The 25,740-nt window shown below is 70.4% G+C and carries 23 protein-coding genes; 15 read left to right on the forward strand and 8 right to left on the reverse strand.

The features are described 5' to 3' along the window. The first annotated feature begins 11 nt into the window (after window positions 1-11). From AB0K28_RS05085 to AB0K28_RS05100, 4 genes are read left to right on the forward strand one after another with little or no spacing between them, the layout of a single operon-like run. Entirely contained in the window at window positions 12-1,367 is a 1,356-nt protein-coding gene (locus AB0K28_RS05085; protein WP_364365272.1) for a phosphomannomutase/phosphoglucomutase, read from the forward strand. Continuing rightward, the gene (locus tag AB0K28_RS05090; protein ID WP_345396568.1) at window positions 1,364-1,531 is read left to right on the forward strand and encodes a Trm112 family protein; all 168 of its coding nucleotides are present in this window, start codon (window positions 1,364-1,366) and stop codon (window positions 1,529-1,531) included. Before AB0K28_RS05085 ends, AB0K28_RS05090 begins: the two co-directional genes overlap by 4 nt. Continuing rightward, window positions 1,528-2,634, forward strand: a complete 1,107-nt coding sequence (locus tag AB0K28_RS05095) for an SIS domain-containing protein (RefSeq protein WP_364365275.1) — start codon at window positions 1,528-1,530, stop codon at window positions 2,632-2,634. The genes AB0K28_RS05090 and AB0K28_RS05095 overlap by 4 nt, the downstream gene beginning before the upstream one ends. 47 nt (window positions 2,635-2,681) lie before the next feature. Further along, a complete protein-coding gene (locus AB0K28_RS05100) occupies window positions 2,682-3,617 on the forward strand; it encodes a cation diffusion facilitator family transporter (RefSeq protein ID WP_345396574.1) in 936 nt (311 codons plus the stop codon). A 7-nt stretch (window positions 3,618-3,624) separates the two neighbouring features. On the opposite strand, the gene AB0K28_RS05105 is transcribed toward AB0K28_RS05100, so the two are convergent. After that, on the reverse strand, window positions 3,625-3,966 hold the full coding sequence (locus tag AB0K28_RS05105) for a MerR family DNA-binding transcriptional regulator (RefSeq protein ID WP_364365278.1): 342 nt from the start codon (window positions 3,964-3,966) through the stop codon (window positions 3,625-3,627). A 104-nt stretch (window positions 3,967-4,070) separates the two neighbouring features. Here AB0K28_RS05105 and ahcY point away from each other — a divergent pair, with 104 nt between their 5' ends. Together ahcY and AB0K28_RS05115 are read left to right on the forward strand one after the other, a co-directional pair. Then, on the forward strand, window positions 4,071-5,498 hold the full coding sequence (ahcY, locus tag AB0K28_RS05110) for an adenosylhomocysteinase (RefSeq protein WP_364365281.1): 1,428 nt from the start codon (window positions 4,071-4,073) through the stop codon (window positions 5,496-5,498). Window positions 5,499-5,575: 77 nt separating this feature from the next. Continuing rightward, window positions 5,576-6,811 carry an adenosylhomocysteinase gene (locus tag AB0K28_RS05115; protein ID WP_364365284.1) on the forward strand — a complete coding sequence of 412 codons (1,236 nt, stop codon included), beginning with the start codon at window positions 5,576-5,578 and terminating at the stop codon, window positions 6,809-6,811. Window positions 6,812-6,817: 6 nt separating this feature from the next. Here AB0K28_RS05115 and AB0K28_RS05120 read toward each other — a convergent pair whose 3' ends face one another. Further along, complete coding sequence (locus AB0K28_RS05120; protein WP_364365287.1) at window positions 6,818-7,456, reverse strand: DUF305 domain-containing protein; 639 nt, start codon at window positions 7,454-7,456, stop codon at window positions 6,818-6,820. A 167-nt stretch (window positions 7,457-7,623) separates the two neighbouring features. Between AB0K28_RS05120 and AB0K28_RS05125 the strand changes: the two genes are divergently transcribed. Both AB0K28_RS05125 and AB0K28_RS05130 read left to right on the forward strand, forming a co-directional pair. Then, the gene (locus AB0K28_RS05125) at window positions 7,624-9,024 is read left to right on the forward strand and encodes a hypothetical protein (protein ID WP_364365290.1); all 1,401 of its coding nucleotides are present in this window, start codon (window positions 7,624-7,626) and stop codon (window positions 9,022-9,024) included. 94 nt (window positions 9,025-9,118) lie between these two features. After that, window positions 9,119-10,552: a hypothetical protein gene (locus AB0K28_RS05130; protein WP_364365293.1), complete on the forward strand. Its 1,434-nt coding sequence runs from the start codon at window positions 9,119-9,121 to the stop codon at window positions 10,550-10,552. Between the two features lie 33 nt (window positions 10,553-10,585). Here AB0K28_RS05130 and AB0K28_RS05135 read toward each other — a convergent pair whose 3' ends face one another. Next, complete coding sequence (locus AB0K28_RS05135; protein WP_364365296.1) at window positions 10,586-11,575, reverse strand: RDD family protein; 990 nt, start codon at window positions 11,573-11,575, stop codon at window positions 10,586-10,588. 51 nt (window positions 11,576-11,626) lie between these two features. Between AB0K28_RS05135 and AB0K28_RS05140 the strand changes: the two genes are divergently transcribed. Continuing rightward, window positions 11,627-12,619: a stage II sporulation protein M gene (locus AB0K28_RS05140; RefSeq protein WP_364365299.1), complete on the forward strand. Its 993-nt coding sequence runs from the start codon at window positions 11,627-11,629 to the stop codon at window positions 12,617-12,619. Window positions 12,620-12,643: 24 nt separating this feature from the next. Here the strand turns inward: AB0K28_RS05140 and AB0K28_RS05145 are convergent, their stop codons facing one another. The 5 genes from AB0K28_RS05145 to AB0K28_RS05165 are packed head-to-tail and all read right to left on the reverse strand — an operon-like array spanning window position 12,644 to window position 18,235. Continuing rightward, window positions 12,644-14,017 (reverse strand): DUF58 domain-containing protein, encoded by a 1,374-nt coding sequence (locus AB0K28_RS05145; RefSeq protein ID WP_364365302.1) that lies wholly within the window; start codon window positions 14,015-14,017, stop codon window positions 12,644-12,646. A gap of 34 nt (window positions 14,018-14,051) precedes the next feature. Next, complete coding sequence (locus AB0K28_RS05150) at window positions 14,052-15,035, reverse strand: MoxR family ATPase (RefSeq protein WP_364365305.1); 984 nt, start codon at window positions 15,033-15,035, stop codon at window positions 14,052-14,054. Next, complete coding sequence (locus tag AB0K28_RS05155; protein ID WP_364365308.1) at window positions 15,025-16,194, reverse strand: DUF4350 domain-containing protein; 1,170 nt, start codon at window positions 16,192-16,194, stop codon at window positions 15,025-15,027. Before AB0K28_RS05155 ends, AB0K28_RS05150 begins: the two co-directional genes overlap by 11 nt. Then, window positions 16,191-16,946: a DUF4129 domain-containing protein gene (locus AB0K28_RS05160; RefSeq protein WP_364365311.1), complete on the reverse strand. Its 756-nt coding sequence runs from the start codon at window positions 16,944-16,946 to the stop codon at window positions 16,191-16,193. Before AB0K28_RS05160 ends, AB0K28_RS05155 begins: the two co-directional genes overlap by 4 nt. Then, on the reverse strand, window positions 16,943-18,235 hold the full coding sequence (locus AB0K28_RS05165) for a glycerophosphoryl diester phosphodiesterase membrane domain-containing protein (RefSeq protein WP_364365314.1): 1,293 nt from the start codon (window positions 18,233-18,235) through the stop codon (window positions 16,943-16,945). Before AB0K28_RS05165 ends, AB0K28_RS05160 begins: the two co-directional genes overlap by 4 nt. A 268-nt stretch (window positions 18,236-18,503) precedes the next feature. Here AB0K28_RS05165 and mtrA point away from each other — a divergent pair, with 268 nt between their 5' ends. The 6 genes from mtrA to AB0K28_RS05195 all read left to right on the forward strand — a co-directional run bounded on the left by mtrA (window position 18,504) and on the right by AB0K28_RS05195 (window position 25,555). Further along, window positions 18,504-19,181 carry an MtrAB system response regulator MtrA gene (gene mtrA, locus AB0K28_RS05170; protein WP_043620615.1) on the forward strand — a complete coding sequence of 226 codons (678 nt, stop codon included), beginning with the start codon at window positions 18,504-18,506 and terminating at the stop codon, window positions 19,179-19,181. An 18-nt stretch (window positions 19,182-19,199) separates the two neighbouring features. After that, on the forward strand, window positions 19,200-20,945 hold the full coding sequence (gene mtrB, locus AB0K28_RS05175; protein ID WP_364365317.1) for an MtrAB system histidine kinase MtrB: 1,746 nt from the start codon (window positions 19,200-19,202) through the stop codon (window positions 20,943-20,945). Next, window positions 20,932-22,668 (forward strand): LpqB family beta-propeller domain-containing protein, encoded by a 1,737-nt coding sequence (locus AB0K28_RS05180; protein WP_364365320.1) that lies wholly within the window; start codon window positions 20,932-20,934, stop codon window positions 22,666-22,668. The genes mtrB and AB0K28_RS05180 overlap by 14 nt, the downstream gene beginning before the upstream one ends. Before the next feature lie 52 nt (window positions 22,669-22,720). Continuing rightward, window positions 22,721-23,389, forward strand: coding sequence for a phosphoribosyltransferase family protein (locus AB0K28_RS05185; protein WP_364365323.1), 669 nt, complete (start codon window positions 22,721-22,723; stop codon window positions 23,387-23,389). A 626-nt stretch (window positions 23,390-24,015) separates the two neighbouring features. After that, window positions 24,016-24,684 (forward strand): ribosome-associated translation inhibitor RaiA, encoded by a 669-nt coding sequence (gene raiA, locus AB0K28_RS05190; protein WP_364365326.1) that lies wholly within the window; start codon window positions 24,016-24,018, stop codon window positions 24,682-24,684. A gap of 172 nt (window positions 24,685-24,856) precedes the next feature. After that, window positions 24,857-25,555, forward strand: a complete 699-nt coding sequence (locus tag AB0K28_RS05195) for a response regulator transcription factor (protein ID WP_364365329.1) — start codon at window positions 24,857-24,859, stop codon at window positions 25,553-25,555. Window positions 25,556-25,740: the final 185 nt, after the last annotated feature.

The raw sequence follows: 25,740 nt of genomic DNA on the forward strand, positions 1-25,740 counted from the left end.
GGAGCTGGAGAGTGGGCGACCTCGCCAAGATCTTCAAAGCGTATGACGTTCGCGGGGTGGTGCCCGACGAGCTTGACGAGCAGACCGCCGAGGCCGTGGGGGCGGCGTTCGTCGAGGTGACCGGGGCCGGGTCGATCGTGGTCGCGCACGACATGCGCGAGTCGTCGCCGGTGCTGGCCGAGGCGTTCATCCGCGGCGCGCGTTCGCGCAGGGCCGACGTCGTGCACGCGGGCCTGGGCTCCACCGACCTGCTCTACTACGCCAGCGGCAGCCTGGGGCTGCCCGGCGTGATGTTCACCGCCAGCCACAACCCGGCCCGCTACAACGGCATGAAGATGTGCCGCGCGGGCGCGGTGCCGATCGGCGGCGACACCGGCCTGACGGAGATCCGCGACAGGGCGTCCGAGCTGCTCGCGACGGCCGCGCAGGACACGAAGGCCGGCTCGGTGATCGAGAAGGACCTGCTGTCCGGCTACGCCCACCACCTGCGCACGCTCGTCGACCTGAGCGGCATCCGCCCGCTGAAGGTGGTCGTCGACGCGGGCAACGGCATGGGCGGCCACACGGTGCCCGCGGTGTTCGACGGCCTGCCGATCGAGCTGGTGCCCCTCTACTTCGAGCTCGACGGCAGCTTCCCCAACCACGAGGCCAACCCGCTGGAGCCCCAGAACCTGCTCGACCTGCAGCGGGCGGTCGTCGAGAGCGGCGCCGACATCGGGCTCGCCTTCGACGGCGACGCCGACCGCTGCTGGGTGATCGACGAGCGCGGCGTGTCAGTCTCGCCGTCGGCGATCACGGCGCTGGTGGCCGTACGCGAGCTGGCCAAGGACCCCGGCGCGACGATCATCCACAACCTGATCACGTCGCTGGGCGTGCCGGAGATCGTCCGCGAGCACGGCGGCGTGCCGGTGCGCACCCGGGTAGGCCACTCCTTCATCAAGGCCGAGATGGCCCGCACCGGCGCGGTGTTCGGCGGCGAGCACTCCGCCCACTACTACTTCAGGGACTTCTGGTTCGCCGACTCCGGCATGCTGGCGGCGATGCACGTGCTGGCCGCGCTCGGCGAGCAGGACAGGCCGCTGTCGGAGGTGGCCGCCGCCTACTCCCGCTACCACGCCTCGGGCGAGGTCAACAGCGCGGTGTCCGACCAGGACGAGGCGCTGCGGCGGGTGCGTGCGGCGTTCGCCGACCGGGGCGAGTTCGACGAGGTCGACGGGCTGACCGTGACGGGGTCGGACTGGTGGTTCAATCTGCGTCCCTCCAACACCGAGCCGCTGCTCAGGCTGAACGCCGAGGCGGCCGACGAGAGCAAGATGACGGCGATCAGGGACGAGGTCCTCGCCATCGTGGGAAAGGTGTCAGAGTGAAGATCGACGACTGGCTGCTGGAGATCCTGGCCTGCCCGGCGTGCAAGGCTCCGCTGCGTGCCGAGCACGAGGCGGAGGAGCTGGCCTGCACGGGCTGCGGCCTGATCTACCCGGTCAGGGACGACATCCCGGTCCTGCTCGTCGACGAGGCCAGGAAGCCGTGACCTGGGAGCCGGAGCGGCTCGACGACCAGGGACACCTCACCGAGGCCGACCCCGGCGGCATGCTTCCGGCGGTGGCCGCCTCCGCGGCCCACATCCGCACCGGCCACCGCGTCGCGATCGAGGCGGGCGTCGAAAGGCTGGCAGGCCACGGGCGTCCGCGGGCCATCGTGGTCGCGGGCATGGGCGCCGCCGGCCTGGCCGGCGACATCCTGGCGGCCGTCGTCGGCAACGGCGCGCCGCTGCCGATCGTGACCGCGCGCTCCTACCAGCTCCCCGGCTGGGTGGGGGCCACCGACCTGGTCATCGCCGTCTCCGGCTCAGGCGACACCGAAGAGACGCTGGCCCTGGCCACCCAGGCGGTGCGCCGGGGCTGCTCGCTGCTCGGCGTGGGCCCGGCGGGCTCCCCGCTGGAGGCCGTGGCGCTGCAGGCGTCGGCCGTCTACGTGCCGGTGCCGGTCACCGGGCAGTCGCGGTCCAACCTGTGGCTGCTGAGCGTCCCGCCCATCGTGGCGGCCGCGGCGCTGGGGCTGGTGCAGGCCGACGCCGACCTGTTCGAGCGGGTGGCGCGCTCGCTTGAGGACATCGCGCACCGGTGCCGGCCCTCCAGCGAGTCGTTCATCAACCCCGGCAAGTCGCTGGCCCTCGACCTGGCCGAGACCGTGCCGATGGTGTGGGGGTCGTCGCAGGTGGCGGGGGTGGCGGCGTACCGGATGGTCTGTCAGCTCGCGGCTAGCGCGAAATATCCCGCCGTGCACGGCGAGCTGCCCGAGGCCGGCCACCATCAGGTGGCGGCGTTCGACGGGCCGCTGGCCGAGCGTGACATCTTCGCCGACACCTCGGGCCGCACGCTGAGGCTCGTCGTGCTGCGCGACGTCGAGGAGCATCCGCAGGTGACGCGGCTGCGCGAGGCGGCGCTGCGGCTGGCGGGCGAGCGCGACGTGCCGGTCACCGAACTGGCCGCCGAGGGCGTGCATCCGCTCGAACGTCTCGCCTCTCTCATCGCACTCGGCGACTACGCCAGCACCTATCTGGCGCTGGGATATGACGTCGATCCCGCGGCCGTATCCGCAATCACTGAGGTCAAAGCAAGAATTACCCCATAGGATCCTCTTTCAAGAGTTTGACGTGATCTTATGAGTGGAGAAGATCGGTGAGCGCGAGCGGCGGAACTAAAGCAATCATCGCGGCATTGTCCGCGAACTTGGCGATCGCCGTGGCCAAGTTCGTGGCCGCGGTCTTCACCGGTTCCTCGTCGATGCTGGCCGAGGGCATCCACTCGGTCGCCGACTCGGGCAACCAGGTGCTGCTGCTGGTCGGCGGCAAGCGGGCGGCCAGGGCCAGCACCCGCGAACACCCCTTCGGCTACGGCCGCGAGCGCTACTTCTACGCGTTCGTGGTGGCCGTGGTGCTGTTCACGATCGGCGCGGCGTTCTCCCTGTACGAAGGCATCCACAAGATCGGCGACCCGCACCAGGTCGAGTCGCCGATCTGGGCGTTCGCCGTGCTGATCTTCGCGATCATCGCCGAGGCGCTCTCCTTCCGTACGGCGGTCAAGGAGTCCAACCCGCTGCGCGGCAAGCAGTCCTGGATCAGCTTCATCCGGCGCTCCAAGTCGCCCGAGCTGCCCGTCATCCTGCTCGAAGACCTGGGCGCGCTGCTCGGTCTGATCTTCGCGCTGTTCGGCGTCACGATGGCGGTGGTCACGGGTGACGGCGTCTGGGACGGCATCGGCACCCTCATGATCGGCGTGCTGCTCGCCATCATCGCGGTCGTGCTGGCCATCGAGACCAAGTCGCTGCTCGTCGGTGAGGGCGCGTCCCCCGAGATGGAGACCCGGATCAGGGCCGCGCTGGAGAGCGCGCCCGAGGTGGAGCGGGTCATCCACATGCGTACGCTGCACCTCGGCCCCGAGGAGCTGCTGGTGGCCGCCAAGATCGCGGTCGAGCACAACGACACGGCGGCCGACGTGGCGCGCGGCATCGACGAGGCCGAGCGGCGCATCCGCGATGCGGTGCCGATCGCGCGGGTCATCTACCTCGAGCCCGACCTCGACCGGCTCCGCAGCACGAGCGGCTCCGCCAGCTAGCCACAGGTCAGCGCCGGGGCCTGGGGCCGAGCAGGCGCAGGGCCTTCTCCTTCTCGAAGTCGAGGGCCCGGCGCGGCGCCTGGATACGCCCGATCCGCACCCCCAGGTCCCGTACGGCCGCCGCCACCGCGGGCTCGCTCAGCACCCGCAGCGCGAACGCCAGCTCGGCCGGCGAGACGTCGAACCGTTTCTCCAGCTCCACCCCCTGCGCCACGGCGGCCAGCTCGTCGGGGCCGAACCGTCTGTGCGCCCCCTGCTCCCTGACGGGCGGGAGCAGGCCGAGCGCCTCCCGGTATCGGAGCATTCGCGGGGACATGCCGAGCCGCTTGGCCGCTTCGGTGATGCGCATTCTTACATTCTTACGTCAGATTCGGCCTTCTCGGCGTGCATCGGCGTACGAGCGCCGCCTAGACTCGTCGGCGTCAACCATCCTGTGACGCGAGGGGACACCCGATGGACTTCAAGGTCGCCGACCTTTCACTTGCCGACTTCGGCCGTAAGGAAATCCGGCTCGCCGAGCACGAGATGCCCGGTCTCATGGCGGTACGCAAGGAATACGCGGCCTCCCAGCCCCTTCGCGGCGCGAAGATCATGGGCTCGCTGCACATGACGATCCAGACGGCCGTCCTCATCGAGACCCTGGTCGCGCTCGGCGCCGAGGTGCGCTGGGTGAGCTGCAACATCTTCTCCACGCAGGACCACGCCGCCGCCGCCGTGGTGGTCGGCCCCGACGGCACCGCCGAGGACCCCAAGGGCGTTCCGGTGTTCGCGTGGAAGGGCGAGACGCTGGAGGAGTACTGGTGGTGCACCGAGCAGGCGCTCACCTGGCCTGACGGCACCGCCCCCAACATGATCCTCGACGACGGCGGCGACGCCACGCTGCTGGTGCACAAGGGCGCCGAGTACGAGAAGGCCGGCGCCGTGCCCCCGGCGACCGCCGACGACCCGGAGGAGTGGCACGTCATCATCGACCTGCTCACCCGCACGGTCGGCGCCGACAAGAAGTGGACGAAGATCGCCGAGAGCATCAAGGGCGTCACCGAGGAGACCACGACCGGCGTGCACCGTCTCTACGAGATGCACAAGAACGGCCAGCTCCTCTTCCCGGCCATCAACGTCAACGACTCGGTCACCAAGTCGAAGTTCGACAACAAGTACGGCTGCCGCCACTCCGTCATCGACGGCCTCAACCGCGCCACCGACGTGCTCATCGGCGGCAAGGTGGCCGTGGTCTGCGGCTACGGTGACGTCGGCAAGGGCTGCGCCGACGCGCTGCGCGGCCAGGGCGCCCGCGTGATCGTCACCGAGATCGACCCGATCTGCGCGCTGCAGGCGGCCATGGACGGCTTCCAGGTCACCACGCTCGACGAGGTCGTCGGCATCGCCGACATCTTCGTCACCTGCACGGGCAACTTCAACATCATCACCGCCGACCACATGGCGCGGATGAAGCACCAGGCGATCGTGTCCAACATCGGCCACTTCGACAACGAGATCGACATGGCCGGCCTGGCCAAGCTGCCCGGCATCGAGAAGCGCAACATCAAGCCGCAGGTCGACGAGTGGGTGTTCGCCGACGGCCACTCGATCATCGTGCTCGCCGAGGGCCGGCTGATGAACCTGGGCTGCGCCACCGGCCACCCCAGCTTCGTCATGTCCAACTCGTTCACCAACCAGGTGATCGCGCAGATCGAGCTGTTCACCAAGACCGAGGACTACCAGCTCGGCGTCTACACGCTGCCCAAGCACCTCGACGAGAAGGTGGCCAGGCTGCACCTCGACGCGCTCGGCGTCAAGCTCACCGAGCTGACCAAGGAGCAGGCGGCCTACATCGGCGTCCACGTCGAGGGGCCGTACAAGTCCGACCACTACCGCTACTGAGCGACCCCTTCTTCCTGAGCTCCGGGAGGTCCCCGCGCCTCCCGGAGCTCCCTGTTTCTTCGCTTCCGAGGCTGGCCATGGATCTCAGTGAAAGCGGCGAGCGGCAGATCTCCTGGGCCGCTCGTTCGATGCCGGTGCTGACCGCGATCGGCGAGCGGTTCGCGCTCGAACGGCCGCTCGACGGGCTGAAGATCGCGGCCTGCCTGCACGTCACCGCCGAGACGGCGGTGCTCATGGGAGCGCTGCAGGCCGGCGGGGCGGAGATCGCGCTGGCCGCGTCCAACCCGCTGTCCACGCAGGACGACGTGGCCGCGGCGCTGCGGTCGTACGGGATCGGGGTGCACGCCAGAGCCGGTGTCGATCGGGCGACCTACTACCGGCACATCCACGAGGCCCTCGACGTGGGGCCCGACCTGGTGCTCGACGACGGCTGTGACCTGGTCAACATCCTGCACACCGAGCGGCGCGACCTGCTCGACGGGGTGAGCGGCGGCTGCGAGGAGACCACGACCGGCATCATCCGGCTGCGCCAGATGGCGGCCGAGGACGCGCTGCGCTTCCCCGTGGTCGCGGTGAACGACACCCGGACCAAGCGCATGTTCGACAACCGGTACGGCACCGGGCAGTCCACCTTCGACGGCATCATGCGGGCCACCAACACGATGCTGGCCGGGCGTACGGTCGTGGTCGCCGGGTTCGGGTTCTGCGGGCGCGGGGTCGCCGAGCGGGCCAAGGGGCTCGGGGCTCGGGTGATCGTCACCGAGATCGACGCCGTGAAGGCGCTCGACGCCACCTTGCAGGGGTACGAGGTGCGGCCCATGGCGCAGGCGGCGCTGATCGGGGACGTGTTCGTCACCGTCACCGGCAACCGCGACGTGATCAGGGCCGAGCACCTGTCGGTCATGAAGGACGGGGCGATCCTGGCCAACGCGGGGCACTTCGACGTCGAGATCGACGTGCGGGCGCTGGACGAGCTGGCCACCGAGGTGCACCGGGGGGTGCGGCCCAACACCGACGAGTACGTCATGCCCGACGGGCGCCGCCTCCTGCTGCTGGCCGAGGGGCGTCTGGTCAACCTGACGGCGGCCGAGGGGCATCCCGCGGCCGTCATGGACATGTCGTTCTCCGCCCAGGCGCTCGCCGTGGCCTGGCTGGCGGCCGAACGGGCGGGCCTCGCGCCCGGCGTCTACGACGTGCCCGAGGAGATCGACCACGAGGTGGCCAGACTCAAGCTGGCGGCGGCCGGCATCGGCATCGACCTGCTGACAGCCGAGCAGGAGGACTACTTGCACTCCTGGCGCGTCGGCTCCTGACCGCGCCTACAGGGCGGCTTGCATTTCCCGCATGCGGCGGATCTCCGCGGCCTGGGTGACGCTGACGTCGCCGGCCAGTTCTTCGATTCTGATGTGGGTGCCGTTTGTCAGGACTTCCTCGGACATTTTGATCGCGCCGAGGTGGTGGTTGATCATGAGTTGCAGGAACTGGCGGTCGAAGTCCTTGCCCTTGGCCGCCTTCAGGGCGTCCATCTGTTCGGGTGAAGCCATCCCCGGCATGTTCTCGTGGGACGCGTGATGGTCGGGGACCTTCTGCTCCTGCTCGTGCAGCCACGTGGTCATGAAGGCGATCTCCGGCCCCTGCGCCGCTTTGATGCGGTCGGCGAGCGCCTTGAGCTTGGCCGACTCGGCGCGGTTGGGGGCGAGCAGTGCCATGTCCACGGCCTGGCGGTGGTGGACGACCATGTCCTGGACGTACTTGACGTCCGCCGCGTTGGGGGTGGCGGACGGTACGGCGGTGGCGGCCTCGCCCGGTGAGAGCGTCCTGGCCTGCTCGCCAGGCCGTCCGGGAGCGAGGACCGGAGCCGTCGAGTCAGCCCTGGGGGCCGGTGGGGTGGTGGAGCCGGCGGTGCACCCGGTGAGGGCCGCGATCAGGCCCACGATGACGACGAGCGCAGCGCGCACCCGACCTCCTGACTGATCTGGTCCAGATTGCGCACTCTAGGCGATAAGTCCCGAGATGAGAAGGGGTCGAAGCGCAATAAAATTTGACATCTTGGACGCTGGTCAGGTCACGCCCGAAAGGGTGAGGATGGCGTAGATTTATGCCCCCTTTATTCGGAGGTTCCTCCGTGTTCTCCCTCCGCAGACCCCTCATCCTGGGTGCGGCGCTGATCGCGCTGGCAGGCGTCGTAGCGCCGGCCCAGGCTGCGGACATCCCGGCTCCCGGCGAGATCGTCATGAGCCCGAACATCAAGCACGTCACGAACGTGCCCAAGCCGGAAGCCCTGGCCGACATCCACACGGACATGGCCTTCCAGGGCGACTACGCCTATGTCGGCAACTACTCCGGCTTCTCCATCTACGACATCAGGAACCCCAAGAAGACGTCGCTGGTCAGCTCCGTGGTCTGCCCCGGCGGCCAGATGGACGTCTCGGTCTACGGAAACCTCCTGTTCGGATCGGTCGACTCCTCGCGGAGCGACGACTCCTGTACCAGCACCGGGCAGAGCGCCACGATCAAGGAGTCGTGGGAGGGCATCCGCATCTTCGACATCTCCGACAAGACCAACCCGCAGTACCTCAAGTCGGTCGAGACCAACTGCGGCTCCCACACGCACACGCTGGTCCCCGACCGCAAGCGGCAGAACGTCTACCTCTACATCTCCTCCTACAGCCCGAGCGAGACGTTCCCCGACTGCAAGCCGCCGCACGACCTGATCTCGATCATCAAGGTGCCGGTGCGCAACCCGACGGCCGCCTCGGTGATCGCCACGCCCAACCTGTTCCCCGACGGCGGCTTCCCGGGTGTGCCCGGGTCGTACCCCGACAGCAAGTCGGCCACGACCGGGTGCCACGACATCACCGCCTACCCCGAGAAGGGCATCGCGGCGGGCGCGTGCATGGGTGAGGGCGTCCTGCTCGACATCCGCGACCCTGAGCGGCCCCGCGTGACCGCGACCGCCAGGGACGAGACGAACTTCGCGTTCTGGCACTCCGCCACCTTCAACAACGAGGGCACGAAGGTCATCTTCACCGACGAGCTCGGCGGCGGCGGCGCGCCCACCTGCAACGAGGCCATCGGCCCGAACAGGGGCGCCGACGCGTACTACGACATCGTCCGCGGCAAGCTCGTCTTCAGGGGCTACTTCAAGATCGCGCGTCACCAGGACGACACCGAGAACTGCGTCGCCCACAACGGCTCGCTCATCCCGGTCAAGGGCCGCGACATCATGGTCCAGGCGTGGTACCAGGGCGGCATCTCGGTGATCGACTTCACCGACTCCAGCCGGCCGAAGGAGATCGCCTTCTTCGAGCGCGGGCCCGACAACACCGCTCCCGCGCTGTCCGGCGGGTTCTGGTCGGCGTACTACTACAACGGCTACATCTACGGCTCGGACTTCAACCTGGGCCTCGACGTCCTCAAGATCAACGACCCGCGGACCAACAAGGCCAACGGCGTCAAGACGGACCGGCTGAACGCCCAGACGCAGACGTCGTACCCCGAGCGCGGGCACGGCCACGGCTACTGACCCCCTCCAGGCGGCGGGGACCCTCGGCGAGGGGCCCCGCCGCTTCCCCGTTCTCTCCGGTGACCCAGATATCCCCGTTCAAGGAGGCTCCCGAGTGTCCCTTTCGCGCCGTTCCATCGTGGTGGCGGCAGCGGCCACCGTGTTAGCGCTGGCGGGACTGCCCGCCGCCGCCGCCGCGGACATCCCGCCCGCCGACGCCGTGGTCCACAGCCCGAACGTGACCCACGTGCTGAACATCCCGAAGCCCGACCCCATCGCCGGCACCATCAACACCGACATCGCCTTCCAGGGCGACTACGCCTATGTCGGCAACTACGGTGGCTTCTCCATCTACGACATCAGGAACCCGAAGAAGGCGAAGGCGGTCAGCTCCGTCGTCTGCCCCGGCGCCCAGATGGACGTCAGCGTCTACGGCGACCTGCTGTTCACCGCCGTCGACTCCTCGCGCAACGACGACTCCTGCAACAGCACCGGGCAGAGCGCGACGGTCAAGGAGTCGTGGGAGGGCGTCCGCATCTTCGACGTCTCCGACAAGACCAACCCGCAGTACATCAAGTCGGTCGAGACGAACTGCGGCTCGCACACGCTGACCCTGGTGCCGGGCAAGGGCCGCGACAAGAACAAGAACGTCTACATCTACGTCTCGTCGTACCAGCCGGCCGCGAACTTCCCCGACTGCGCGCCGCCGCACGACAAGATCTCGATCATCAAGGTGCCGCTGCGCGACCCGGCCGCCGCCGAGGTCGCGGCCACGCCCGTCGTCTTCCCCGACGGCGGCAACGAGACGCAGCCCGGCCTGCTGCTGCCCACCAGCGGCTGCCACGACATCACGGTCTACGCCGAGAAGGACATCGCGGCCGGCGCCTGCATGGGTGACGGCGTGCTGTTCGACATCAAGGACCGGCTGAACCCGAAGGTCACCGCCAGGACCACCGACCCGAACTTCGCGTTCTGGCACTCGGCCACGTTCAGCAACGACGCCAGGAAGGTCGTCTTCACCGACGAGCTCGGCGGCGGCGGCGCGCCCACCTGCAACGAGGCCACCGGGCCGAACAGGGGCGCGGACGCCATCTACGAGATCGTCCGGGGCAAGCTCGTCTTCAAGAGCTACTTCAAGATCGCCCGCTACCAGGACGACAGCGAGAACTGCGTCGCCCACAACGGCTCGCTCATCCCCGTCAAGGGCCGCGACATCATGGTCCAGGCGTGGTACATGGGCGGCCTGTCGATCTGGGACTTCACCGACTCCACGCGGCCCAGGGAGATCGGCTACTTCGAGCGCGGGCCGCGCTCGGACGGCGGCGGTGGCGGCATCTGGTCCGCCTACTACTACAACGGTTACATCTACGGCGCCGACTTCAACGAGGGGCTGGACGTCATCAAGATCGACGACCGGCTCACCGACAGCGCCAAGCACGTTCGTTTCGACCGGTTGAACACGCAGACGCAGGAGTCGTACAAGGACGGGCACGGCCACGGACCCGGCCACGGACCCGGCCACGGCCACGGGCCTGGGCACGGCCACTAATAATGCCCCGTCCCTGACGTCCGCTGATCGCGCTCACTGAGGTGGCGCGAACCCGCCCGGAGCCGCCTGCGGCGGCTCCGGCGCGGGTGGCGGCGGAGGAGGCTGCCGCTCGGCCGGCGCCATCGGACCCGGCTGTGGGAACGGCGGCGCCGGCTGTGCCCCGGGCGGCGGCGCATATGGCTGCGGCCGCACGGGGCCGGGCTGCGCGTAGGGCGGGCCGGGCTGGGCCGCGTAGGGCGGCTGCGGGGCAGCGTACGGCTGCTGCTGGGCGAGGCCCATGCGTTGCGCGAAGCGTGCCTGCTCCCGCCGCCGGCGCTCGGCCAGGACGGCGCTCAGGTAAGCGTGCGGCGGCACCCCGGCGGGGGCGGCCGGCGAGACGTAGGCCGCCGTCTGGGTGGCGATGCGCACCCCCATCTCATGCTGGACCTGCGGCGACAGGTCGTGCCATCGCGCCAGGTATTGCCGGGCGGCATGCGCCACCTCGTCCGGCAGCTGCGACAGCTCAAGCGTGGCGGCCCAGGCCGCGAGCTGCGGCGGCATCATGACCTGCTGCGCCCGGTCGCGCGGCGGCCGGTCGGAGATCACGATCGTGCCCGCGAAGATGTCGCCGAGCCGCTTGCCCCGCTGCGAGATCAGCGACGAGATCAGTGCGGGCGCCCCCGACAACAGCCAGAACTCCAGCACGCCCGCCAGCCCCCTGAACAGCGCCTGGCGGAACCGCACGGGGCTGCCGTCGTCGCCGACCACCCGCAGCCCGAGTATCAGCTTGCCGATGCTGCGCCCCCTGGTGAGCGTCTCGACGGTCACCGGAAAGCCGACGAGCACCAGCACCACCAGCGTGATCATCGCGGCGCCGAACATGGCGAAGTCGGTCACCGCGGCGAACATGCCCAGCAGCGAGTAGGCGGCGAACAGCAGGAGGACCTGCACCACCAGGTCGATGATGATCGCCAGGGCGCGCGTGGGCATCTGCGCCACGCGTACTTCGACGACGACGGCATCCCCGGTTACGACCTCGGACATATGTGGAGCCTAACGGCTCAGCCGCGGTGATCGAGCGGCCAGAATGGTCGGGTGGACATCGATGCGTTCGTCACGGCACACCGCCCGGTCTGGGACCGGCTTGACCATCTGGTCAAGCACCGCTCGTCGCTGACCGGCACCGAGATCGACGAGCTGGTCGAGCTCTACCAGCGGGTGGCCACGCATCTGTCCATCGTGCGCTCGTCGTCCACCGACGCCATGCTCGTGGGGCGGCTCTCGGCGCTGGTGGCGCGGGCCAGGTCCGCGGTGACCGGCGCGCACACCCCCGCCTGGCGCGAGCTGACCCGCTTCTTCACCGTCTCGTTCCCCGTCGTGGCCTACCGGGCGCGGTGGTGGTGGCTGGCGAGCGCGCTGGCGTTCCTGCTGGTCTCGTGGGTGATCGCGGCGTGGGTGGCGGCCAACCCCGGCGTGCAGGCCACGATCGGCAGCCCCGACGAGATCGCCCAGCTGGTCAACGAGGACTTCGCCGACTACTACTCCGAGCACCCCGCCGCCTCGTTCGCGGGCCGGGTGTGGACGAACAACGCCTGGGTGTCGGCTCAGATGATCATGTACGCGCTGGTGCTGGGCCTGCCGATCCCGTACGCGCTCTACGCCAACGCCGAGAACGTCGCGGTCTCCGCCGGGCTCATGGCCTCCCGCGACAAGCTCGACATCTTCTTCGGCCTGATCCTGCCGCACGGCCTGCTGGAGCTGACCGCCGTCTTCCTGGCCGCCGCCGTCGGCATGCGGCTCGGCTGGACCGTCATCGATCCGGGCCCGCGCCGGCGGCTCGACGCGCTGGCCGAGCAGGGCAGGGCCGTGATGAGCGTGGCGCTGGGCCTGGTCGTGGTGCTGTTCGTGTCGGGGCTGATCGAGGCGTTCGTGACGCCGTCGGGGCTGCCCACGTGGGCGCGCGTCGGCATCGGCGTGCTGGCCGAGGTCGCTTTTCTCGCGTACGTGATCGGCTTCGGCCGGCGCGCCGCCCGCCGCGACGAGACGGGCGACATCGAACGGGCACCCGACGTCGCCCCCACCGCCTGACCCTTCCTGACCGCCTGACCCTTCCTAGAGGCGGCCGGCGGCCTTCAGCGCCAGGTAGGCGTCCGCGAGCGCGGGCGCGATGTCGTCCGGTGGCGCGTCCACGACCTCGACCCCGTGCCTGCGCAGCCGGGCCGTGATGCGCCTGCGCCCGAGCCTCGCCTGCTCGGCCGCCGCCGCGTCGTAGACCTGCTCGGCCGTGTCGCGGCGCTCGGCCATGGCCGCCACGCTCGGGTCGGACACCCCGGCCACCAGCACGAGGTGCCGCGAGGAGAGCTGCGGCAGCACCGGCATGAGCCCCTCGTCCATCGCCGCCGGGTTGAGGTCGGTCAGCAGCACGACCAGGCAGCGCCGCTTGGCCCGCGCGAGCACGGCCGCGACCATGCCTTGGGCGTCGGCCTCGACCAGCTCGGCCTCGATCGGCGCCATCACGTTGACCAGCGACGACAGCAGCTCGGTGCGGGACGCGCCGCTCACCCAGGCGCGTACGGCCCGGTCGTGGGCCAGGAAGTCCACCTGGTCACCGGCGCGGGCGGCGAGCGCGGCCAGCAGCAGGGCGGCGTCCATCGACCAGTCGAGGCGGGGCCAGCCGGGCGCGGGCGGCGCGTCGGGGCGTGCCAGCAGGCCGCCGCCGCCGGGCTGCGCCCCGGCCAGTGGCACGGGGGCGGCGCCCACCCGGCCCGCCGAGGTGCGTCCCGTGTCGAGCACGATGAGGACGCGCCGGTCACGTTCGGGCCGCCACGTCCGTACGACGACGTCGTGCCGGCGCGCGGTGGCCCGCCAGTCGATCGAGCGCACGTCGTCGCCCACCACGTATTCGCGCAAGGAGTCGAACTCGGTGCCCTGGCCGCGGACGAGCGCCGGGTGCTGCCCGTCGAGCTCGCGCAGCCGGGCCAGGCGGGAGGGCAGGTGCTTGCGCGACAGGAACGGCGGCAGCACGCGCACGGTCCAGGGGGACTGGTGACTGCCCTGGCGGGCGGCCAGCCCCAGCGGGCCGACCGAGCGCACGGTCACCGCCACCGACGACCGGTCGCCGCGCCTGGAGGGGGAGAGCGTGATGGTGATCTTGCGGCGTTCGCCGGCCGGCACGTCGAGGGGCGCCACCCTGGGAGCCGCGCCCGCGGAGGGCGGCCAGGCGTCCCTGAGCGCGCCGCGCACCCGCCGGCCGCCCGGGTTCTCCACCACCAGCTCCACGGTGGCCCGCTGGCCGAGCCGCAGCAGCGTGTCGCCCGAGCGGTGGAAGCGCAGCGGGCGTACGGCGCCGGCGAAGGCCAGGTCGATCACGATGCCGGCGGCCAGCAGCAGGCACACCCCGGCCAGCGCGGCCCCCGGTTGCGGCGCGAACAGCACCACCACGATCCCGATCGCCGCCAGCAGCCCGGCACGTCCGGTCAACGCCATCGGCACACCCGCCCTGCGAGTCCGGTGGCCGGCATCAGCGCGGGACCGGGACGGAGGCGAGGATGCCGTCGAGCAGGCCGTCGGCGGTCGCGCCCTCCAGCTCCGCCTCGGGGCGCAGCTGCACGCGGTGCCGCAGCGCGGGCCTGGCCAGCGCCTTGACGTCGTCGGGCGTGACGTACGCGCGGCCTGACAGCCACGCCCACGCCCGCGAGGCCGCCAGCAGCGCCGTCGCGCCTCGGGGCGAGACGCCGAGCTGCAGCGAAGGGGAGCTCCTGGTGGCGCGGGCGACGTCGACGATGTAGCCGAGCACCTCGGGCGCCACGTGCACGGCGGCCACCGCCTCGCGCCCCGCCGCCAGGTCGGCGGCCGACGCGACGGCCTTGACCTGCGACAGGTTACGCGGGTCGAAGCCGAGCGCGTGGCGTTCGAGCACCGTGATCTCCTGCTCGCGCGGCGGCAGCGGCACGGTCAGCTTCAGCAGGAACCGGTCGAGCTGGGCCTCGGGAAGCTGGTACGTGCCCTCGTACTCGACCGGGTTCTGCGTCGCGCACACCACGAACGGGTCGGGCAGCTCGCGCGCCGCGCCCTCCACGCTGACCTGCCGCTCCTCCATCGACTCCAGCAGCGCCGCCTGCGTCTTCGGCGGCGTACGGTTGATCTCGTCGGCGAGCAGCAGGTTCGTGAACACCGGCCCTTCACGAAACTCGAACTGCGCGGTCTTCGTGTCGTAGATCAGCGACCCGGTCACGTCGCCCGGCATCAGGTCGGGGGTGAACTGCACGCGCTTGAAGTCGAGCGACAAGGCGGCGGCCAGCGTACGGACCATCAGCGTCTTCGCCACGCCAGGCACGCCTTCCAGCAGCACGTGCCCCCTGCACAGCAGCGCGATGACCATGCCCGTCACCACCGCGTCCTGGCCGACCACGGCCTTGGACACCTCGGCGCGCAGCGCGCTCAGCGCCTCCCTGGCCGAGTCGCCGCCCTGCTGTGGCGCGCGGTATGTGCTGTCAAAGCTCACTGACGGTCCTTTCGATGGAGTCCAGATAGCGGGCCAGCGCCACCAGCCCCGCGTCGTCCTTCGGCGGCGGGCCGTAGAGCGCGTCGCCGACCAGGTGGGCGTCCTCGCCCGTACGGGCCGCGAGCGCGGCCACCACCTCGTGCCTGCCCGCGCCCGATGCGAGCCCCAGCCGGGGCGTCAGCCGGTCGATCGTGCCCGCGCGCAGCGCGTCCGCCGCACGTTCCCTGGCGCGCCTGGCGCGGTAGAGCCGGCCCCTGCCCTCCACGGTCTCGGCGGCCCTGACCACGACGGGCAGCTTCTCCGCCACCACCGGGCCGAGGCGGCGGCCCCGCCAGAACGCGGTGACCAGCACCGCGATGGCCGCCATGTAGATGGCCCAGCGGATGCTGCCCGGCATCAGGTCGTACATCGAGGCGCCGCGCTCGCCCGGCAGGGCGGACGGCGGCGGGGTCTCCGGGCGGACGACCCAGATGACCGGTTTGCCGGTGCTGACGAGGTTGAGCGCCAGCGCGGCGTTGCCGTCCTCGGCCAGGCGCTGGTTGGTCATGAACGAGCCGTCGCCGACGACCGTGATCGTGCCGCCGCCGTACGGGTAGCGCACCAGCGCGTGCCCGTCGTCGGCCGGGTAGCAGGCGGTCGCCCCCGACGGGCCGCGCAGCCGGAGGCCGCCCAGGTAGGCGCTGCCCGCCGCGGTCGCCGCCGGCAGCCCGCACTCGGGCTCGCGCGACCTGGTGCGGGCCGCTTGGCCCGGCTCGATCTGGATCCCCGGGGCGAGTGCGCTCAGGCCCGGCACGGCGCCGACGATCACCCGGTCGCCCGGGACCCTGGCCAGGGCGTACTGGTCGATGAAGGTGGTGTCGGTGACCAGCAGCAGCCGGTCGCCCGCCGCCCCCTTGGCCGCCGCGGCCTCCGCGGTGTCGACCCGCTCGACGGTCACCCCCTGCTTGCGCAGCAGCTCGGCCAGCGCCTTGGAGCCGGACAGCGAGGTGTCATCGGGGTCGAGCGGCCGTGACGGGCCCGAGTCGCCGGACAGCAGCACGGACAGCACCCCGAAGAGCACCGCGATGATCCCGAGCAGCACGAACAATCGCCCGGCCCGCCAGGCGGAGCGCGCGGTCGGCGAGGTGGAGTAGGACGTGCCTGGGGTGGTGAGGCTCACGGGCGAGCCCCCGTCGGTCCAGCGGGACCCTCAGGGCCGGCGGGGCCCATGGGGCCAGGGCCGGCGGGGCTGTCAGGGCCGGAGGGGCCATTGAGAGTGTGAGAGCCGGTCGAGCCGGTCGAGCCGGTGGGGCCGGTGGCGGCCGTTACCAGGGCGACCGGGCGGGCTTGGCGAAGGCGGTCGTCCAGGCTCGCCATCGTCTCGTACGCCTCCCTGGTGCCCGCCACCCCGCCGTAGGTCACGTCGTCGAACGAGCGGGCCGCGGCGGCGAGTTCCCCGGCGAAGGCGGGCAGCGCCAGGGCGGCTTCGGCGGCGAGCTCGTCGGCCGTGCGCCCGGGCAGACCGTCGACCAGCGCGCGTTCCTCCAGGTCGCGGGCGATGGCGCGGAGCCGTTCCTGCAGAGCCTCCGTCCAGCGGCCCTCCGCGGCGAGACGCTCGGCGGCCTGGCGGTGCTGGACCGCCGTCATGGCCTGCGCGCCGAACAGGGCGCCGTCAGGCGCGGTGTTGCGGCGGGAGGACTTGCGCAGCCGCCAGCCGATCAGCGTGATCACGCCGAGGATGATCGCCGTGATCACGATGGCCGCGATGACGCCGCCCGTCGTGCCGCCGCCGGTGGCGACGTCGATGATGTCGCCGAGGAACTGCGTGACCCGCCGGTAGATCAGGTCGAGCAGCGGCTCCCTCGCGTAGTCGGGGTGGAGGAGCTCTTCCGCGGCCCGCCGCGCTGCCTCCTCCCGATCGATCGGGCTCACGACCGCGCGGAGTTGCTCGGGTGCCACAACTCGTCGGCCGAGTCGTGCACCCAGCCCTGGCGCTGCTGCTCGATGGCCGCCGTCTGCAGCACGAGGTCGAACGCCTCACTGCGCATGCGGCGGTCGGCGTACAGCAGGCCGGACACGCCGGCTTCGAACGGGTAGGTCAGCATCGAGCCGAGCATGGTGCCGAGCGCCAGCAGCACGGCGGCCAGGACGGTGGTCGCGATCGAGTCGGCGCCGAGCATGCCGAACAGGGTGCCGGCCATCGTGAACGGCACGGTCAGGATGCCCGCCACGAGCCCGACCAGCAGGGTCGTGAGCAGCAGGATGCCGAACACCCGCCAGAAGTCGCCGGTGACGAGCTGCCACGAGCGGCGCATGGCGTCGATGGGCCCCCGGCCCTCCAGCACCACGGCGGGCGAGGCGAACGCGAAGCGGGTCCTGAAGAACAGGTAGTAGCCGACGTACAGGATGAGGAACAGGATCGTCGCCCCGAACAGCCACCCGAGGTCGGACGCGCTGGCGTTGAGCGCGAGCGCCACCATGATCAGGGTGAACACGATCAGCGGCACGATCATGATGACGGCCATCAGCCCCACCACCCCGAACAGCGCGGGCACCCGGCCCTTGACGAGCCGCCAGGCCTCGCCGGCGCTGAGGTTGCCGCCGAAGACGGCCCGGCCGAGTATGCGGGTCAGCACGCCGGTCAGCAGCGTGACCACGACGAACTGCACGGCGTAGGAGATGAGTGTGCCGCCGTATTGGCCGATGACGCCGTAGACGCTGTTGAGCTGGGCCTCGGCGGCGCCGGTCGGGTCGTCGAGCGCGACGCGGGTGGCGTCGATCACGAACGCCTGCCCCACGGCCAGCGGGACGGCGGCGATCAGGGCGGCGATGGCCGACAGGCCGAGCACCGCCTTGGGGTTGGACCTGATCAGCTTGATCGTGCCGTCGAGGATGTCGCCGAGGCCGAGCGGGCGCAGCGGAATGATGCCGGGCCGCAGCGCCGGCGGGTGCGGCATGTGAGGGCCGTAGGGCGGCTGCTGCCCATAGTGCTGCGCGTACTGTTGCCCGTATTGCTGCCCGTGCTGCTGGTACGGCGGGGGCGGCGGATAGGGAGCGTGCGGCCCTTGCGGCGCCTGCTGGTGCGGCGGACCGCCATGGGGCCCCTGGTGCGGCGAGCCGGGCGCGGTCCAGGGGGAGGCCGGCGGGGCGCTGTAGGGCGGGGGCTGTTCGGCCGACCAGCCTGATGGCGTCTCGGGCGTGGGACCGTGACCGTCTGACATATCCCAATCCTGGCATGCGGGGCCGAGGGTTGCGTCACGGAGCGGAATCGCCGCCTCATCTTGACCACATTGGCTGACGAATCGGGGCAAGGTTCGCGTCCAGGGATGGCCGAAAGTCGCCTTGTTACCGCAGACTGAGATTGCGGTCGCGGGGGCGGACCTAAAATTCGCCTTTTGTAGGGCTCAGGTCACACTCATGGGTCGACCAAGGGTAACCTTCAGCGATCGTGCGGGTATGTCCCACAATGCGTAGAACGAATGAGGGGCCATGAAAGGTCGCGTGCTGGTCGTCGACGACGACGCCGCTCTCGCCGAGATGCTGGGGATCGTGCTGCGAGGGGAAGGCTTCGAGCCGTCATTTGTCTCCGACGGCGACAAGGCCCTCGACGCGTTCCGGGATACACGCCCGGACCTGGTGCTGCTCGACCTGATGCTGCCGGGAGCCGACGGCATCGATGTCGCGCGCAGGATCAGGGCGGAGTCGGGGGTTCCGATCGTCATGCTCACGGCGAAGAGCGACACGATCGATGTGGTGCTCGGCCTCGAGTCGGGCGCCGATGACTACATCGTCAAGCCGTTCAAGCCGAAGGAGCTGGTCGCCAGGGTGCGGGCGCGGCTGCGCCGCACCGATGAGCCGACCCCCGAGATCCTGCAGATCGGCGACATCACCATCGACGTGGCGGGCCACTCGGTCAAGCGCGGCGAGGAGACCATCAACCTCACGCCGCTGGAGTTCGACCTGCTGGTGGCGCTGGCCCGCAAGCCGCGCCAGGTCTTCACCCGCGAAGTGCTGCTCGAGCAGGTGTGGGGCTACCGCCACGCCGCCGACACCCGGCTGGTCAACGTCCACGTGCAGCGGCTCAGGGCCAAGATCGAGAAGGACCCCGAGCACCCCGAGATCGTCGTGACGGTCCGTGGCGTGGGCTACAAAGCCGGCCCGGCCTGACCCTCGTTCCGCTCCGCCATGCCCCCGACGACGAGACCTAGAACCCGCAGACGGACGCTTCGCCAGATCCTCGGCGGCGTCCGCCGGCGGGTTCGGCGTGCGGCGGGCAGGACGCGGAGCGTCTGGCGGCGCTCGCTCCAGCTCCAGGTGGTCACCAGCACGCTGGTGATCTCGGTGATCGTCGTGGTGGTGCTCGGCACCTTCCTGTACGGCCAGATCTACCGCTCGGTCGTCGACAGCAGCACCCAGTCGGCCACCAACGAGGCGTTCACCGACCGGTTGCAGATCGCCGACGCGCTGGCCCCCGAGACCGACGACCCCGCCCAGTCCACCGACTCCGGCAAGCAGGGTGTGGTCAACCGGCTCGACGAGGTCATGAACACCGTCGCAGGCACCGGCGAGGACGGCTCTGGCAAGCGCTACGACGTGCTGATACTCAACCTGACGACCCCGGGGGAGTCGCGGGCGTCCGGCAACGTCGTGCCCGCCAACGTGCCCGAAGGGCTGAAGCAGAGCCTGCGGCGCAACATCAAGAACCACCGCTTCGACAAGACGGTCGCGTCGATCCAGACGATCAAGTTCTCCGGCGAGAGCCAGCCGAGGCTCACGTTCGTGGTGGTCGGCGCCGTGCACCAGCCGGACGGCCGCAACTACGAGGTCTACCACTTCTTCCCGATGACCGAGGAAGAAGAGATGCTCTCCAACGTCCGGCTGGCCATCGTCGTGGTGGGGCTCGGGCTGGTGATGCTGCTCGCCGCCATCGCGTACCTGGTGGCCAGACAGGTCGTCACCCCCGTACGCCTGGCCCGTCAGGCCGCCGAGCGCCTCGCCGCCGGCAAGCTGGACGAACGGCTCAAAGTGCGTGGCGAGGACGACCTGGCCAGGCTCGCGAACTCGTTCAACGAAATGGCCGCCAACCTCGCGCTCAAGATTCACCAGCTCGAAGAGCTCTCCCAGGTGCAGCGGCAGTTCGTCTCCGACGTCTCCCACGAGCTGCGCACCCCGCTCACCACCGTCCGCATGGCCGCCGACCTGCTCTACGACGCCCGCGAGGACTTCGACCCCATGGCCTCGCGCTCGGCCGAGCTGATGCAGGCCCAGCTCGAACGCTTCGAGTCGATGCTGGCCGACCTGCTGGAGATCAGCCGCTACGACGCCGGCGCCGCCACCCTCGACCTCGACCCCGTCGACATCCGCGACGTCGTGCTGCGCGCCATCGGCGACTCCGAGGCCCTCGCCGAGCGCCACTCCACCCGCTTCGAGCTGCGGCTGCCCAACGAGCCCTGCATGGCCGAGATCGACAACAGGCGGGTCGAGCGCATCCTGCGCAATCTGCTGTTCAACGCCATCGAGCACGGCGAGGGCCGCGACATCGTGGTCACCGTGGGCGCCGACCGCGACGCCGTCGCCGTCGCCGTACGCGACCACGGCATCGGCCTCAAGACCGGCGAGGAGACGATGGTGTTCGACCGGTTCTGGCGGGCCGACCCGTCGCGGGCCCGCACCATCGGCGGCACCGGGCTCGGCCTGGCCATCTCCCGCGAGGACGCCACCCTGCACGGCGGCTGGCTCCAGGCGTGGGGCCAGCCCGGCGAGGGCTCCCAGTTCCGGCTCACGCTGCCGCGCACGGCCGGGGCCGACCTCAAGGGCTCGCCGCTGTCGCTGGTGCCGCCCGAGATCGAGATGCGGCGTACGTGGCGGACCTCCATGACGCCCGTGCTCCTGCCCGCCTCCGCAGACGGGGCCGGTCATGACGAGGACTAGACGGCTGGCCGCGATGGCCCTGCTCGCGGTCGTCGCCGTGCTGGCGGGGTCCGGGTGCTCGGTCATCCCGGTGAGCGGGCCGTACACGGTGAACGACGAGGGCGCGGGCGACCCGCTGACCAAGCCGTTCCAGCGCATGATCGCCATCGGGCCGCAGCGGGCCTGGGGGCCCATGGAGACGTTCAGGGGCCTGCAGAGCGCGATGGCCGCCTACCCCGAGGACCCTGCCGTCCTGCAGCAGTACCTGACGCCGCAGGCGCGGCAGAAGTGGAGCGCCGCCGGGCCTGTGACGGTCATCGAGGACCTGTACGAGGTCGTGCCGCCCGCCTCGATTGACGGCACCGAGCCCACCATGAAGATCACCGTCAAGGGCCGGTGGGTGGCGCAGATCAACGAGGACGACTCGTACAAGCCGACCGCCGGGCCCTGGTCGCAGGACTTCGAGCTGGTCAGAGACCCGGGCGGCGGCTTCCGGGTCAACAGCCTGCCCCAGGGGCTGCTGCTGACCGCCGCCGACGTCGCCCGCGCGTACCGGCCGACCAACCTCTACTACCTCGGCCGCGACGGGCAGCCGCCGCTGGTCGTCGACCGCGTACGCCTGCGGCTCAAGACCACCGAGACCTACGCGCAGACCGTGCTGAAGCGGCTGCTCAAGCCGCCGACCGAGGCCCTGCGCGGCGCGGTCACCACCGGTTTCCCGCCCGGCAGCGCGATCGAGTCGATCCGCTCGGGCGAGGAACGCGTCGTGATCAACCTCTCCGGCGACTTCGACGTGCTCGACCTGAGCGCCGAGGACGCCCTGCGCGCACAGATCAGGCACAGCCTCAACAACAACGAGATCGCCAAGGGCCGCATCCTCGAGGTCCAGGTGGACGGCGAGCCGTACATCACCGACCGCCCCAACACCGAGGACAGCTGGCTCGGCGACGGCGGCGAGCGGGCCTACTACGTCAGCCGCGGCGCTCTGCACTACCTCGGCCAGGACGGCGCCGCCGGCGCCGTCGCGGGGGCGGCGGGCGAGCAGCGCGACGGCTACTCCGACTTCGCCGTCTCCAAGGACGCCGGCGGCGTCTCGGTCGCCGCGCGCACCTCCACCGGCGTCTCGGTCGCCGGGCTCAGCCCCGACGGGCGCTGGCAGCAGGTCATCCAGGGCGCCGACCTCACGCCGCCGACCTGGCGCAGGGACGGCACCCTATGGACGTACGACCGCAAGAACGCCGACCTGCTGCGTTACGACCCCAAGAGCGGCCGGGGCCCTGACATCGTCCCCACGCCCAAGCAGCTCGTCGGCCTGAACATCACCGGGCTGCGCATCGCCAGGGACGGCGTGCGCGTCGTGGTCACCATCGACGACGAGACCGTCCAGATCGGGGCGCTCATCGGCGAGGGCGGCGGGGTCGAGCTGGGCAACCTGCAGTCCCTGACCACCACCGAGGGCAGCGACCAGATCACCGACGTGGCCTGGGCCGACGACCTGCGGCTGCTGGTGCTGGTGGAGAGCAAGGCCGGGCAGATACTCAACGAGATCAACGTGGGCGACGGACAGACCAGCGGCGTGCCGCTCAAGGACCGCGTCACCTCGCTCGCCGCCCTCAACGATCGCATCCTGGCGGCGGTCGGCAGCGGCGGCGACGCCAAGATCCTCGAGCTCAACCAGGACCGCCAGACCTGGACCGCCAAGATCGAGTCCGACGCCGCCGAACCCCTGTTCCCCCTGGGCTGACGACGCGCTCTCCGCAGCGGAATTGTCGGTGGCGGGGGGCATGCTGGGCCGCGTGCTGAGCGACGTACTCGATCTGGTGTTGCCCGCCTCCTGCGCGGGGTGCGGGGCGAAGGGGGCGTCGTGCTGCGGCCGCTGCCAGGCCGCGCTCACCGCCGCGCCCGCGCGGCGGGTCCCCGTGCCGGCGCCGGCCGGCCTGCCCGACTGCTGGTCGGCGGCGCCGTACGACGGGGTGGTCCGCAGGATGATCCTGGCCTACAAGGAGCGGGGAGCGGTCGCGGTGGCAGGGGCGCTGGCGGACGCGATCGCGCTCACGGCCGTGATGGCGCTCGGGCGGGTGCGGGGCGGCTTCGCGGTGGTGCCCGTGCCCAGCTCGCGCCGGGTGCGAAGAGGAAGGGGGCACGACCCCGTGGGGCGGCTGGCGGTGCTGGTGGCGGCCCGCCTGCGGGCGTCCGGGCTGGCGGCCGAGGTGTGGACGGGCCTGGGGCAGGCGCGCGGCGTGACCGACCAGTCGGCCCTGAGCGGCACGGAGAGGGCCGCCAACCTCGCGGGGTCCCTTGAGGTCCTACACGCCGCGAGAACGCCTCCAGGAGCCTTTGCGCTGCTCGTGGACGACATCGTCACGACGGGGGCCACGCTCGCCGAGGCGGCGCGGGCATTACGAGCGGCGGGCGTGGGAGCGCCGCTGGCCGTGACCGCCGCCGCGACACGCCGAAGATCTTGAAGATTATTACGGTCACCGTCCGTGAGAAAAGATCGTTTTCACCAACCGCCCATGAGGTCACATGTCTCTGTCCTGTCACCCCTGTGCCCCACTCCGGACACACGGGACCTGCTTCCGCACAAGGGATCCCGACCGGTTGGCCCATGCATCGCACGTCGCTTACCCACCCAGGGAAAACCACGGAAAGTGATCCTTCGGGCAAGGCTCCGGCTGACATTCGTGCTGGATGCGGATAGCGTTCTGACATGGCACCCGTTCGGGTCCGTGGTTGCGCAGGGTCGGGGTCCCCGGCTCTGCTAGCCGATGCCAGCCGCAGGCAAAACGGTCCACGTAAGGCGACTCTTTGTCGACCGATCACGGTGCGGCTTAGGGGTAAGTCCTGCCTTCCCGGGGGTCCAGATGTCCCCCGTCAGAAGAGAAGGGCAGTAGTGGCGACAGCGCTGCGAGACCCTCAGCAGGCGAATGTGGGGTCGAAGACCAGGTCGGCCGGGCGGGTGCCGCCCGAGATCCCGGTGACGCGACGTCGGAAAGGGGAACGGTGAGAGAAAGGCGAACAGTGCACCCCGTCCGGCGCACCCGTCGTCGGGCGCTCTTGCTCAGTCGTTAGACCGAAGGGGGGCTGTTGCATGGACATCATCGTCAAGGGCCGGCACACAGGAGTGAGTGAACGGTTCCGCGACCACGTGACGACCAAGCTGGCCAGGATCGAACGTCTGGACAACAAACTCATCCGGGTCGATGTGGAGGTGTCGAAGGAACGCAACCCGCGTCTCGCAGGACAGCGCGAGCGCGTCGAGCTCACCATTCACTCGCGAGGGCCCGCGATCCGCGCCGAGGCGTCGGCCGACGATCGCTTCGCCGCCCTCGACCTAGCCCTCGACAAGCTGGAAGGCCGCCTCAGGAGGCTCGCCGACCGGCGCAAAGTCCATCACGGCAACCACTGCCCGCCCTCCGTGGCGGAGATCACCAGGACGCTCCCAGGCGCCGTCGAGCCGGCGCCGCGCACCCAGACCGCCGTCCCCCAGCAGGCCGAGGCCGAGCAGGACGAGCGGCAGGAGAAAAGCGATCAGCTCTACGACGACATCGTCCCGATCGAGATGGACGGCGACGGGCCGCTCATCGTCCGCGAGAAGTTCCACCGAGCCGAACCCATGACCATCGACCAGGCCCTGCTGGAAATGGAGCTGGTAGGACACGATTTCTACCTGTTCCGTGACAAGGAGAGCGGGCAGCCGTGCGTCGTCTACAACAGACGCGGGTACAACTACGGCGTGCTGCGGCTCGTAGAGCCCTGATCGCGCGCTGAAAGATCTTCTCGACCACCCGAGAACCGCCGGGTACATGCCATCATGGCGGTTCAACGGCTCTGGCCCCCCGACGAGGAGGAGACGTGAGCGAGCTCAGTCAGGCGCAGGTGAGCGAGCGAAACGAGGGAATGTCAGGCGCGAGGCGGATCAAGGAGGCCTCGTGACCGAGTCTGGCGAGTCCCGCACACAGGCGAGCGAGCCGATCCGCGTGCTGATCGTGGACGATCACGAGCTGATCAGGCGGAGCCTGGCACTGGCGCTGGCCGCGGAGCCTGACATCGAGGTGGTCGGTGAGGCGAGCGACGGGCAGGAGGCGGTCGAACTGGCCGATCGCCTCATGCCCGACGTCGCGCTCATGGACGTGCGCATGCCCCGGCAGGACGGCATCGAGGCCACGAAGGGCATCAAGGCCTCCGTCCCGAGCACCCGGATCATCATGCTCACGGTGAGCGACGAGGAAGAGGACCTCTTCGAGGCCATCAAGGCGGGAGCCACCGGCTACCTGCTGAAGGACGTCCAGATCAACGACGTACCCGCCGCGGTGCGGGGCGTGCACGAGGGCCAGTCGTTAATCAACCCGGCGATGGCGGCCAAGCTGATCAGCGAGTTCGCCAACATGAGCCGCAAGGAGGCCGAACGCCCGCCTCAGCTGCCCGTCCCCCGGCTCACCGACCGGGAGATGGAGGTGCTGCGGCTCGTCGCCAAGGGCATGAACAACCGGGAGATCGCCAAGCAGCTGTTCATCTCCGAGAACACGGTGAAGAACCACGTCCGCAACATCCTCGACAAACTGCAACTGCACTCGCGGATGGAAGCCGTGGTCTACGCGGTACGCGAACGCATGCTGGAAATCACCTGACCCCACCCGCCACCCCACCCCAGCGACCAGACCGCCGGCAAGCGGCGCCTGCCCCCTCCAGCAGCGTACGCACCGCATGCCGCCTCCCGGCGAGCACCACACCCGGTCGAGTGCGCGTCCGCTGAGGTCACGTTGTGCGTGGCTGGTGCGTCCCGCCTGCGCACGCCCTCGCCTTTGGTCTCGTC

The organism is Nonomuraea sp. NPDC049504, assembly GCF_040676845.1.
Taxonomy (GTDB): domain Bacteria; phylum Actinomycetota; class Actinomycetes; order Streptosporangiales; family Streptosporangiaceae; genus Nonomuraea; species Nonomuraea salmonea.